This is a genomic window from Amycolatopsis thailandensis (assembly GCF_042723255.1).
In the GTDB taxonomy this organism is placed as follows: domain Bacteria; phylum Actinomycetota; class Actinomycetes; order Mycobacteriales; family Pseudonocardiaceae; genus Amycolatopsis; species Amycolatopsis thailandensis.
Map to the genome: position 1 here is coordinate 1 of NZ_JBHXJK010000200.1, position 11,732 is coordinate 11,732.

Annotated in this window: 12 protein-coding genes; 6 read left to right on the top strand and 6 right to left on the bottom strand. The window is 69.2% G+C overall.

The features are described from left to right. Positions 1-174: 174 nt before the first annotated feature. The 3 genes from ACFWMR_RS40245 to ACFWMR_RS40255 all read left to right on the top strand — a co-directional run bounded on the left by ACFWMR_RS40245 (position 175) and on the right by ACFWMR_RS40255 (position 2,666). The gene (locus ACFWMR_RS40245) at positions 175-849 is read left to right on the top strand and encodes a hypothetical protein (RefSeq protein ID WP_378382192.1); all 675 of its coding nucleotides are present in this window, start codon (positions 175-177) and stop codon (positions 847-849) included. 72 nt (positions 850-921) lie between these two features. Next, positions 922-1,719, top strand: a complete 798-nt coding sequence (locus ACFWMR_RS40250; protein ID WP_378382193.1) for a hypothetical protein — start codon at positions 922-924, stop codon at positions 1,717-1,719. A 62-nt stretch (positions 1,720-1,781) separates the two neighbouring features. Then, positions 1,782-2,666, top strand: a complete 885-nt coding sequence (locus tag ACFWMR_RS40255) for an NAD-dependent epimerase/dehydratase family protein (protein WP_378382194.1) — start codon at positions 1,782-1,784, stop codon at positions 2,664-2,666. Between the two features lie 64 nt (positions 2,667-2,730). Here ACFWMR_RS40255 and ACFWMR_RS40260 read toward each other — a convergent pair whose 3' ends face one another. After that, positions 2,731-3,222: a DUF6912 family protein gene (locus ACFWMR_RS40260; RefSeq protein ID WP_093939364.1), complete on the bottom strand. Its 492-nt coding sequence runs from the start codon at positions 3,220-3,222 to the stop codon at positions 2,731-2,733. After that, a complete protein-coding gene (locus tag ACFWMR_RS40265; RefSeq protein WP_378278656.1) occupies positions 3,219-4,625 on the bottom strand; it encodes a WS/DGAT/MGAT family O-acyltransferase in 1,407 nt (468 codons plus the stop codon). The genes ACFWMR_RS40260 and ACFWMR_RS40265 overlap by 4 nt, the downstream gene beginning before the upstream one ends. A 34-nt stretch (positions 4,626-4,659) precedes the next feature. Here ACFWMR_RS40265 and ACFWMR_RS40270 point away from each other — a divergent pair, with 34 nt between their 5' ends. After that, positions 4,660-5,439, top strand: coding sequence for a TrmH family RNA methyltransferase (locus ACFWMR_RS40270; RefSeq protein WP_378382195.1), 780 nt, complete (start codon positions 4,660-4,662; stop codon positions 5,437-5,439). Here the strand turns inward: ACFWMR_RS40270 and ACFWMR_RS40275 are convergent. Continuing rightward, the gene (locus ACFWMR_RS40275; protein ID WP_378382196.1) at positions 5,414-5,818 is read right to left on the bottom strand and encodes an HAD family hydrolase; all 405 of its coding nucleotides are present in this window, start codon (positions 5,816-5,818) and stop codon (positions 5,414-5,416) included. The genes ACFWMR_RS40270 and ACFWMR_RS40275 overlap by 26 nt on opposite strands. Before the next feature lie 111 nt (positions 5,819-5,929). On the opposite strand from ACFWMR_RS40275, the gene ACFWMR_RS40280 reads away from it, so the two are divergent. Further along, positions 5,930-6,430 (top strand): Rv3235 family protein, encoded by a 501-nt coding sequence (locus ACFWMR_RS40280; RefSeq protein WP_093939368.1) that lies wholly within the window; start codon positions 5,930-5,932, stop codon positions 6,428-6,430. A 52-nt stretch (positions 6,431-6,482) separates the two neighbouring features. Here the strand turns inward: ACFWMR_RS40280 and secA are convergent, their stop codons facing one another. The 3 genes from secA to ACFWMR_RS40295 form a co-directional block, all read right to left on the bottom strand. After that, positions 6,483-9,314, bottom strand: coding sequence for a preprotein translocase subunit SecA (gene secA / locus ACFWMR_RS40285; RefSeq protein ID WP_378382197.1), 2,832 nt, complete (start codon positions 9,312-9,314; stop codon positions 6,483-6,485). Between the two features lie 249 nt (positions 9,315-9,563). After that, positions 9,564-10,253, bottom strand: a complete 690-nt coding sequence (gene hpf, locus ACFWMR_RS40290; protein WP_005150753.1) for a ribosome hibernation-promoting factor, HPF/YfiA family — start codon at positions 10,251-10,253, stop codon at positions 9,564-9,566. Positions 10,254-10,796: 543 nt separating this feature from the next. After that, entirely contained in the window at positions 10,797-11,435 is a 639-nt protein-coding gene (locus ACFWMR_RS40295; RefSeq protein ID WP_378382200.1) for a ComF family protein, read from the bottom strand. A 94-nt stretch (positions 11,436-11,529) separates the two neighbouring features. Between ACFWMR_RS40295 and ACFWMR_RS40300 the strand changes: the two genes are divergently transcribed. Continuing rightward, a partial coding sequence (locus ACFWMR_RS40300) for a hypothetical protein (RefSeq protein ID WP_378382199.1) occupies positions 11,530-11,732 on the top strand: 203 nt, incomplete at its 3' end.

Below are 11,732 nucleotides of genomic sequence, written 5' to 3' on the forward strand. Positions count from 1 at the left end.
CACCACAAAAATTACTCTCACAAAAAAACCCCCCTCGCGTGCCCCTCCCCCCCCCCACCCCCATCCCGCCGCGGGCGGCGCGCCCCCCCCCCCCGCTTCCGGACGATTGGACGGTGGAAATTCACGCGATAGGCGCTACGGTAGTGGTACAGACCATTCACCCGAGGGAGTCCTATGCGTGCCACCGGATTCGCCGTCGTCTGTACCGCTCTCCTGCTGCTGGGAGGCTGTTCCAGCGAGGAGAAACCGGCAGCACCCGCCGATGCGGCGCAGCTCGCTTCCGCCGCCGGCGCGGGCACACAGAAGGCCAGGTCGTCCAAGATCGCGCTGGAGACCACCGCCGAGGACGGCCGCAAGGTCGTCGTGACCAGCTCCGGGCTCTATGAGGGAGCGAACAGCAAGTTCTCCATGGTCGCCGAGGTCGCGGGCGAGAAACGGGACCTGATCTTCGCCGACGGCGTCCTCTACTACCACCTGTCCGACGCCCAGGTGCGGGAACTCAAGACCGACAAGGAATGGGTCAAGATCACCGCCGACGGCAAGGACGCGCTCTCCGCCGCCAACGGCGCGCTGATGACCGACGTCGTCGAGAAGATGGACCCGACGCGCACGATCGAGCGGATCTCGAAGTCCGGCAAGGTCACCAAGTCCGATCAGGCCGACCTGAACGGGACGGCCACCACGCACTACGTCCTCGATCTCGGCGGTGCCCCGGCCGAGGTTTGGCTGGACGGCGATCAGCGTCCGGTGCAGGTCACCATGGACAAGGTCACGGTCAAATACGACAGCTGGGCCTCGGACGTGGTGATCATCGCGCCGCCGCCCGAGGCCGTCGGCGACAGCCGCTAAGCCGTTCCCCCGATCGGGGCGAGGTCCCCGGCTGTGTTTCGCTTGGGCACCCGCCTTCGAAAGCAGGTCCTCATGCGGAGAACGGCCCTGCCAGCCGTCGTGCTCGCACTCGGCGCGCTGCTCGTCGCGTGTGACGGCGAAACAGCCGTCTCGTTCGCCGACGCCCGCGCGCTCGCCGACGGAGCCGCGTCCGCCACGGACGGCAAAGCCGCGAAGTTCGCCACCGACGTCACGGCGGGCACGATGCGTTCGAAGAGCCAGGGGCAGACCCGGGTCGCGCGGACGGGGACCGCGCTCGCCATGACCACGGATTTCCTCGGCGAGCCGCTCGAACTCCGCTTGGTCGACAAGATCGTCTTCGCGAAGGTCCCCGAAAGCGCCCGCGAGGACGTTCCCGGCGGGAAACCCTGGGTCAAGGTATCCCCCGATGGCGCGGACCCGTTTTCGCAGGTCGCGGGCGGCAGCATCGACCAGCTGGCGAAGCAGAACGACCCCGCTCGCGCGCTCGACCAGGTCCGGCGGGCGGGCACGCTCACCGAGTCCGGGCACGCCGAACTCGACGGCGTGTCCACCGAGCACTACCGGCTGGACATCGACATGGCCGCGCTGGGCGGCGATCTGCCCGCCGGGTTGTCGGCGGAGGCCGTCGGGGAACTGAACGGCAAGCTCGGGAAGATCCCCATGGAGGTCTGGCTCGACGACGCGCACCAGCCGGTGCAAGTCGTGCTCGACCTCGCCCCCGTCCTCGCCGCTTCGGGTGTTCCGGACAGCGCGATGGCCAAGATCGTCACGCGCTACAGCGAATGGGGCACGCAAGCCGACATCCAAGCGCCGCCGCCGGAAGAGATCGGGGAGATCCCGGCGGGCTGACCCTGTCACGTTCTCCGCGCCCGTCTCGTCCAGGTCGTGAAGGCGGACAGGAGGAGACGAACATGCGCGTGATGGTGATCGGGACGACCGGGGTGCTGGGACGGCCGCTGGTGCGGCGGCTGCTGGCCGAAGGCCACGAGGTGAGCGGGCTCGCCCGCGGCGAGGACCGGGTCGCGGCCGTGCGCGCGACCGGCGCGAAGCCGGTGACGGGTTCGCTGTTCGACGTCGATTCGCTGGCCGGGGCGCTGAACGGGCACGACGCGGTGGTGAACGTCGCGACCAGGATCCCGGACGCGCGTCACGCGATGACGGCGTCCGGCTGGGCGGAGAACGACCGCCTGCGGACCGAAGGCAGCCGGACGCTCGCGGCCGCCGCGCGCCGGGTCGGCGAGCTGGGAATCGTTGTGCAGGAAGGGATTTCGTTCGTCTACGCCGACGGCGGCGACGACGAACTGACCGAAGACGCCCCTCTCGCGGCGAGCGGTCACATCGCGTCTTCGACGGTGGCGCACGCGAACATCGCGGAGCTGGCGGACGAGGGACGCACCGCGATCCGGCTGCGGATCGGGCTGCTGGTCTCCGACGATCCGATGACGACGATGATGCTGACGGCCGCGCGACGCGGTTCGCCGCTGATCATCGGCCGCCGGACGGACTGGACCGCGGTGATCCATCCGGACGACGCGGCGGCGGGCGCGATCGCGGCGCTACGGGCACCGAGCGGCGTCTACAACCTGGCCGCGGATCCGGTGCGGAAGCAGGAAGTCGGCGAGGCGATGGCCGCCGCGGCCGGTGTCCGGCGCCCCCGCGCCCTGCCGAAGTGGCTGGCGAACCGGGTGGGGTCGATGGCGGTGCTGGCGCGTTCGCAGCGGGTCGTGTCGACCCGGCTCACCGAGGCCACGGGCTGGCGGCCCGAACGCCCGGTGCCCGGCCCTTCCTGGTTCTAGCGTTTCGTCCTCTGGACGCGGTAGTTGCACGCGCAAGGACCGCATCCAGAGGACGAAACGCGGGCTAGAGGAGCTCCAGCAGGAAAGGGAGTTCCTGGGGCGCGTACCAGGCGAGTTCGTGGTCCTCGGCGTCCCCGAGGGTGAACTCCGCGTCCGGGTCGCCGAGGTCGGCCTGGTCGATCACCGCGGCGGCGGCCTGGACCGACTCGGCGGCTTCGGCGGCGTCGACGTGGATCGCGGCGACGTCGGCGATCTTCACCGGTCCGGACAGCCGGACGACGGCGGCGTCGAGGTCCGGGCGCAGCGTGACCTCGTCGATGTCGGCCGAGATCACCACCCGTCGCGGCTCGGGCTTCTCCTCGGCCGCGATCAGCCGGAGCGACGCCCTCGCGGCGTCGAGCAGCGCGGCGTATTCGAGCTCTTCGTCGGATCCGCTGGCGTAGGACTCCCGCAGCGCCGGGGTCAGCGCGAACCCCGTGCCGCTGCGCGCCCGGAACTCCCCGGCGGTTTCGAGATCACGGAGCATCGCGATCGTCGCGGGCAGATAAACCCTCACCAGTGCGCACCCTTCAGTTCTTCCAACGATTCCTCGATCATCCCGGCGAGCAGGTCCACATCGGACACGGCCTTGCGATCGCCGTTCAGTCCGAAGTAGACACCGCCGTGATACGAGGTGACCCCGATCGCCAGTGCCTGATTCCGCACCAGCGGCATGACCGGGAACATCTCCACCATCTTCGCCTGTCCCGCGTAGAGCGGCACCTGCGGGCCCGGCGAATTCGTGATCAGCACGTTGAAGATGCGCCCCGACATCGACCCGGCCGCCCGCGCGCCCAGCGAATGCAGGGTCGCCGGAGCGAAGCCCCCGACCGTCAGCAGCCCGCGCGCGGCGACCGAACGGCCCGAGTCGAGGTGGGCCGCCATCGCGTGGCCGATGTGCTGCAACCGCAGGACCGCGTTCGGTTCCCCCACCGGGAGGTCGACCAGATAGGCGTCGACCTGGTTCCCGACCAGCGCCGGCGTCGAGTACTCGGCCGTTTCGGCGTCGCGGACCGCCAACGGCACCAGCGCACGCACCGTGGTGGTCGCGGTCAGGGCCGAGCCGCGGGACAGCAGCCACTCCCGCAACGCGCCGGTGATGGCCGCCAGCACGACGTCGTTGACCGTGCCGCCGTGCGCGGCGCGGACCTTGCGGAAGTCCTCCAGCCGCGTTCGGACCACGGCGAACATGCGGCCGCCGGAGGTGCGGACGTTGAGCGGCCCGGACGGCGCGGGCTTGACCATGGTCTTCAGCGCGGACGCGACGTCACCGACCGTTTCGGTGACCTTGCCCGCCATCGCGGTGGCGTCGTGGGCGATGGACCGGACGTTCTCCACCAGCTCCGTCGGCCGCTGCACGGTCTCGGCGACGGCGTCGAGCATCAGCTGGGTGCGGCTCGGTTCGCGGCGCGGATGCCAGTTGTCGTCGAACGGTTCGGGCTCCTGCGGGGCGGTCTCGAGGATCAACTGCCCTAGCTCGATGGTGACGGCCCCGTCCACAACGGACTGATGCGTCTTGGTCACCAGCGCGATCCGGTCCCCCGCGAGCCCTTCGACGAAGTACGCCTCCCAGAGCGGGCGTCCCGGGTCGAGCCGCCTCGACATCAGCCGCGCCACGAGATCGAACAGCTGGCCGTCGGAGCCCGGCTGCGGCAGCGCGGACCGGCGGACGTGGTAGTTCAGGTCGAAGTCGACGTCGTCGACCCACACCGGCCGGGCGAGATGCCCCGGCACCTCCAGCACGCGCTGCCGGTAACGCGGCAGGAACGCCAGCCGCTGCCCGATCAGGTCCAGAAGCTGCTCATAAGTGAAGCCGTCGCGCGGCCGTTCGAAGATCGCCACGCCGCCGACGTGCATCGGGGTCGAGTGGTCTTCCACGTACAGGAACGAGGCGTCCAGCGCGGAGAGGCGGTCGAGCATGAGCCGATCCTTACATAGTGGGACACTCGCCGGTGTGGGTGATGAGTCGGCGATCTCGCCGAAGGACCGGTTCCTGACGGTGTACGGGCGGAAACCGGTGCTCGAAGCATTGGACGACGCGGCGCTCGAGGTGGACAAGGTGATTCTCGCCGACACCGTGCGGGGCCCGAACGCCGCCGAGATCCAGCGCGCCGCCAAGGCCGCCGGGGTACCGGTGCAGCGGGCGAGCGCGCATCGCGTCAAGGTGCTGGCCGGCAACGGCAAGCAGGACCAAGGGGTGCTGGCCGACGTCGTCGCCCCGCGCATGCGGTCGCTTCAGGCGGCCCTGTCCGACGGCAGGCCGCCGTCGCGGGTGCTGCTGCTCGACGGCATCACCACCCCGGCGAACGTCGGGATGATCCTGCGCACGGCGACCGCCGCCGGGCTGGAGGGTGTCGTGGTGCCGCGGCGCGGGGTCGCCGCCCTCGACCCGATGGTGGTCAAGGCCTCGGCCGGGGTCGCGTTCCGCGCGCCGGTGCTGCGCTGCGGCAGCGCGCGCGAGGCCGCCGAGATGCTCTCCGAAGCCGGCTACGGCATCTACGCGCTGGGCGCTTCGGCCGGCGAGACGGTGTTCGACGTCGACCTGCCGCAGCGCGCGGCCTTCGTGCTGGGCGGGGAAACGAACGGCGTCGGCGCCGAGGTCGGCGAACTGGTGACGGAGTGGGTGTCGATCCCGATGCCGGGCGAGGTCGAGTCGCTCAACGTGTCCGCGGCCGCCGCCGTGCTCTCGTTCGAGCTGGTCCGCCGGGCTAAGGCCTCGGGAACAGGGCGCTGAGCTCGGTCAGCGTCTCCTCGACCGACGTGTGGTGCACGCCCGCCATCCCGGCGGCCACCGCGGCGCGGACGTTGTGCGCGGCGTCGTCGACGAACGCGCAGCGCCCGGCCGGCAGGTCGAGCAGCCCCGCGGTGAGCAGGTAGACCTCGCGTTCGGGTTTGGCGACGCCGACCTCGCCGGAGAAGACGAGCGCGTCGAAGAACGGGTTCAGCGCTCTCTTGGCCTCGTCCGACGCCCCGGGCGCGTTCGAGAGCAAGGCCGTTTTGATGCCGCGCGCCCTGGCGGACCGGAGGAAGGCGTAGAGCTCGTCCGCGCCGTCGTCCGTGAGCACCCCGACATAGTCGATGACCAGCCCTTTCAGCACCGGCCCACCGTACACAAGCGATCACCGCCCGGTTCATCCTCTCGGGCGGTTCGTGTCGCGGCGCGGCCTGTCTTCGGCCCCTTACTTGCTGGGCGTGGCCGAGGGGCCGCGGAGGGGGACTGCCTGATGCGTTCGTACGTACTGAGACGGCTTAAACCGTGTGAACCGCCTTACCGGGTCGCGAGCAGGCTGGTGCACCGGGTGGCGCCGCCGGACAACCAGCTCGTGCTGGACCTGCCGCTGGGCGGGGAACAGATCGTGGAGGAGCCACCGCCGCGACCCGACACGCCGGACCGCCGCCAGGTGGGCAGACTGCTGACCACCATCCTCGAAGCCTGTGACGGGCGCCGTCCGGCGGGCCAGGTGCGGCCCATCCTCGACCCGGCGCTCCACAGCGCGCTGCTCGACAGCGGCCGCCGTCGTCCGCCGGGCGGCTACCGGCCGAAGTCGATCCACCTGTGCCATCCGAGGGACGGCGTCGTCGAGGCCTGCGCCACGGTCGAGCAGAACGATCGCTGCCTCGCGCTGGCCGCGCGCTTCGAGCGGACGCCGTCGGGCTGGGTCTGCACGCGCTTCAACCTGCTGAAGCCGCCTCGGCGGGTTTCCTCGCTCCGGCTCACGGCATGACAAAGGGGGCCTTCACCGCATCGCGTGCGGCGAAGGCCCCCTTCGGCTTGTCTTAGCGGCGCGGGCCCTTCTTGCCCTTCTTCTGGGAGGCGCGCTGCGCGGCACGACGCTCCCGGCGGGTCCCGCTCTGGTCGCCGCCGTCGCTGCCGGCACTGTCCGAATGCGACTCGACGCCGCCGTCCTCGGACGGGCCCGACATGGTCAGCCCGGACTGCGAACCGCCGCCGAGTCCCTTGCCCCGCAAGGCGGACGGCACGGACTCGGTGTCGGTCGCCGGACCCTGCGGAGGCGTCGGGCGGGCGTGCCGCCCGTCGCCGTTGGCGGCCTGGCCGTTCCCGGACCCGACACCGGCGGGCAGCGCGGACGCGGACTCGGGCGACGGGGCGGCGGGTTCGGCCTGCTCGACCTGGAGGTTGAACAGGAAGCCGACGGCCTCCTCCTTCAGCGACTCCAGCATCGCGCGGAACATGTCGTAGCCCTCGCGCTGGTACTCGATGACCGGGTCGCGCTGGGCGAGGGCCCGCATGCCAATGCCCTCCTTGAGATAGTCCATCTCGTAGAGGTGCTCACGCCACTTGCGGTCGAGCACGGTGAGCATGACCTGGCGCTCCAGGCTGCGCATCGCGCCTTCGCCGACCTTGCCGTCGATCTCGACCTCGCGCTCGTCGTACGCGCGGTGAGCGTCTTCGAGCAGCGCCTCGCGCAGCCCTTCGGCGTCGAGGTCGTCGTCCTCGGTCAGGGCGTCCCAGGTGACCTTCACCGGGTACAGCGTCTTGAGCGCCGTCCACAGCTTCTCGTGGTCCCAGTCCTCGGCGTAGCCCGAAGAGGTCTCCTCGTTGACGTAGGCGTTGATGACGTCGACGAGCATGTGTTCGATCTGCTCGCGGAGATCCTCGCCCTCGAGGACGCGCAGGCGCTCGGCGTAGATCACCTTGCGCTGCTCGTTCATGACCTCGTCGTACTTGAGGACGTTCTTGCGGATCTCCATGTTCTGCTGCTCGACCTGCGTCTGCGCGCTCTTGATCGCCTTGGAGACCATCTTGTGCTCGATCGGCACGTCGTCCGGCAGCCGCATGGTGGTCATGACCCGCTCGACCATCGTCGCGTTGAAGCGGCGCATGAGCTCGTCGCCGAGCGACAGGTAGAACCGGGACTCGCCCGGGTCACCCTGACGGCCGGAACGACCGCGGAGCTGGTTGTCGATCCGGCGAGACTCGTGCCGCTCGGTGCCGAGCACGTACAGCCCGCCGGCCTCGCGGACCTCGTCGGCCTCGGCCTTGGTGTCGGCCTGGACCTCTTCGAGCACCTTCGGCCAGGCGGCCTCGTACTCCTCGGAGTGCTCCACCGGGTCGAGACCGCGATCGCGCAGCACCTCGTCGGCGATGATGTCGGGGTTGCCACCGAGCACGATGTCGGTACCGCGGCCCGCCATGTTGGTGGCGACCGTGACCGCGCCCTTGCGCCCGGCGCGGGCGACGATCAGCGCCTCCCGGTCGTGGTGCTTGGCGTTGAGGACCTCGTGCGGGACACCCAGCTTGAGCAGCAGCTTCGACAGGTGCTCGGACTTCTCGACACTCGTGGTGCCGACCAGCACCGGCTGGCCCTTCTCGTGCCGCTCGGCGATGTCCTCGGCGACGGCCTCGAACTTCGCCTGCTCGGTCTTGTAGATGAGGTCGGCCTGGTCGGCGCGGACCATCGGCTTGTTGGTCGGGATCGGCACCACACCCAGCTTGTAGGTCTGGTGGAACTCGGCCGCCTCGGTCTCGGCGGTACCGGTCATGCCGGCCAGCTTGCCGTAGAGCCGGAAGTAGTTCTGCAGCGTGATCGTGGCGAGCGTCTGGTTCTCGGCCTTGATCTCGACGCCTTCCTTGGCCTCGATCGCCTGGTGCATGCCCTCGTTGTAGCGACGGCCGTGCAGGATGCGGCCGGTGAACTCGTCGACGATGAGGACTTCGCCGTCACGGACGATGTAGTCCTTGTCGCGCTTGTAGAGCTCCTTGACCTTCAGCGCGTTGTTCAGGTAGCCGACCAGCGGCGTGTTCGCGGCCTCGTAGAGGTTGTCGATGCCGAGCTGGTCCTCGACGAAGGCGACACCCTTCTCGGTGACACCGACGGTGCGCTTGCGGATGTCCACCTCGTAGTGGATGTCCGCCTTCATCAGCGGCGTCATCCGCGCGAACTCGACGTACCAGCGCGAGGACTGGTCGGCCGGGCCGGAGATGATCAGCGGCGTCCGGGCCTCGTCGATGAGGATGGAGTCCACCTCGTCGACGATCGCGAAGTTGTGGCCGCGCTGCACGCAGTCTTCGAGGCTCCACGCCATGTTGTCGCGGAGGTAGTCGAAGCCGAACTCGTTGTTCGTGCCGTGCGTGATGTCGGCGGCGTACTGCTGGCGGCGGACCTCGGGCGTCTGGTCGGCCAGGATGATGCCGACCTCGAGGCCGAGGAAGCGGTGGATGCGGCCCATCCACTCGGCGTCACGTTTGGCGAGGTAGTCGTTCACCGTGATGACGTGCACGCCCTTGCCGGACAGCGCGTTCAGGTACGCGGGGAGCACCTGGGTCAGGGTCTTGCCCTCACCGGTCTTCATCTCGGAGACCTGGCCGAGGTGCAGCGCGGCACCGCCCATCACCTGAACGTCGTAGGGCCGCTGGCCGAGCACGCGCCAGGCCGCCTCCCTCGCCACCGCGAACGCCTCCGGCAGGAGGTCGTCGAGTGACTCGCCGTCCGCGTTCCGCTTACGGAACTCGTCGGTCTTGGCCCGCAGCGCGGTGTCCGAAAGTCCCTTGACGTCGTCTTCGAGGGTGTTGATGTGATCGGCGATGTTGCGCAGCCGCTTCACCATCTTGCCCTCGCCCGCGCGGAGCAGGCGGTTCAGCACCATCCGGTCGACCTCACTAGCTGATTGTGATCGCACCCGAGCCGGTCCCGGGCAATCTCGTACGCGGTGGTGCGCTGGTGACGCACCACCGTCCGCCCCCATCGTAGGGAACACCTCGGTGTTCGCGCACGCACCGTCTGTCGGTATCTGACCTGGCCGGTGCCCATCCCGGCCGATCCGGACGGGAAACGGCCCGCACGCGTGCGCGTACGGGCCGTTCCATAGGCGTTGTGGGTGGGTCGGAGGGACCGGCTAGCTCAGCCGGATGACGCCGTAGTCGAAGCCTCGCCTCCGGTAGACGACGCTCGGGCACCCGGCGTCGGAGTCGTTGAACAGATAGAAGTCGTGACCGACCAGCTCCATCTCGTAGAGAGCCTGATCGACCGTCATGGGTTCCGCGTCGTGCTTCTTCTCGCGGACGACGCGACCGGGCTGGTGTTCGGTCACCCCGTCGTCCCAGCGCTGCTGGGGCATCTCGAACTCTTCACCGCTCTCGACGGCGAAACCGTTGGCCAGGGGTTCGGCCTCTGGCGCCTCGAGCACAGCGGTACCCGCCAGATGTCGGGTGTCGGTGGTCATGCCACCGGCGGCCGCCATCGAAGTCGCCTCGGCGACGGATTCCGGGCGGCTGCGGCCGTAGTGCACGCGCCGGCGGTCGTGTGTCTTCCGCAACCTGTTCTCGAGCTTGTTGAGTGCGGAATCCAGCGCTGCGTAGAAGTCGCCCGCACACGCTTCGGCGCGTACGGCGGGGCCCCTGCCCTTACCGGTGATTTCGACGCGCTGGCAGTTCTTCGACTGCCGGCGATTGGGCTCATGGAAGAGCTCCACGTCGTAACGGATGACCTTCTTGTCGTAGCGCTCTAGCCGGGCCAGCTTTTCGCTGACGAGTGCCCGATAGTGGTCGGGCACCTCCACGTTGCGGCCCTTAACGACGATGTCCATACACGACCTCCCTCGCTGAAATGACTGCGAGCTGTAGATGTGTTCACTAGGGCGCCGGTAAAGCGGGGACGAAGCCCGGATCGCGGGCGATGAGGGAACTCGGCATGCGGTCACGACGTCTCGTGGCGGATGTCCGAGCGCGGACTCAGCGCGGCTCCGGCGCCAGGGACATGGGCTGGTCACCTCCCTGCCTGCCGGGATTGCTGATAGCGCTGCACGTTAGCTGCAACACGCCCCGAGCAACAGCCCCCGAGCCGGGGGATATCAGGACGTGAGACCTCGTCACCGCACGCGACGACGACACTGTGTCCAGCGGGACAATCCGGCTTGTCGGGCGTCGTCCCCGTGATTTGTTTTCACGCGGACGGCGCAAGCCTTCGGGCAGAAAAAAGCCGAGGGTGACGCCGCCAAGGGAATCCGCCGCCACCCCGGTGGAGTGGCGGGCCGCTCGAGTGTTCCCCGGAAGCTGCCTCATATCCCGTCAACGCCCTTGTACCCATTCCCGTTCCCGATCATTCATCACTCTTGTAGGTGACCCTCCGATCACCCGGCGGCGGCCAGTGCGATCACCGCGGAAACGTGAATTCCGCTTATGTCCAAAAGGCGCGCACAAGCGGCGGCCGTCGCTCCGGTTGTGATCACGTCGTCAAGGAGAACGACCCTCTCCGGATGCTCTCCCGGGACGAGACGAATGCGGCCGTCGAGGTTCACCGCGCGCTCGGCCCTGGTGAGTCCCGCCGCGTCGCGGACCCCGGGCCTGAGCGCGAGGATCGGCGCCACGGTCGCCGGTCTTCCTTTGTCCGCCAACGCTTTCACGCACTCCTCGGCGAGGCGCCGGACGTGCGGTCCACCTCGGACACGCGAGGCGTGCCGTCTCGAAGGGACCGGGACGAGACAGAAGTCCGCGGCCGGCTCGGGTAGGTGGACCAGGGCCTCGGCGACGGCCCGCCCCAGGGACGGCGCGAGGTCACGGCGGCCGCGCTCCTTGTAGGCGAGGATCAGGCGCCGGGCGTCGTCCGCATAGCGGGCCAGGGCGTACACGGGGACTCGGCCGGCCGTGGGCGCGCGGGTGATCTCGCTGAGCGAACCCCAAGCGGTCTGACAGGTCGCGCAACAGGGCGCGCCCGGTGCTCCACAGGAGGCGCAGCGGGCGGGGATGAGGAGATCCAGGAGTTTGTTCATGCCGTCGAGGATCGCGCCGGGCTCCGACAGTTCCCGGCCCCGAAGTGTCATGAGGGGTCCCCTTAGGACACTTTTCGTCTTGAGGGGACCCCTCATGACAGCAGTCGAGGAGAACGGGGCCGGGTTCGGCGGCTCGCCTGGGAAGTCAGTCGAGGAGAAGTACGGACGGCTGTTGAGGAGAAGTACGCTTCGGCAGCGCTTCGCGCCTTCGCTTCGCCAGACGCCTTCGCTTCCCTTCGCGTCGCTTCGCAGCTTGGCGCGAGTCCGTGAAGGCCTCCTTGAGGGACCCTGGGTCCC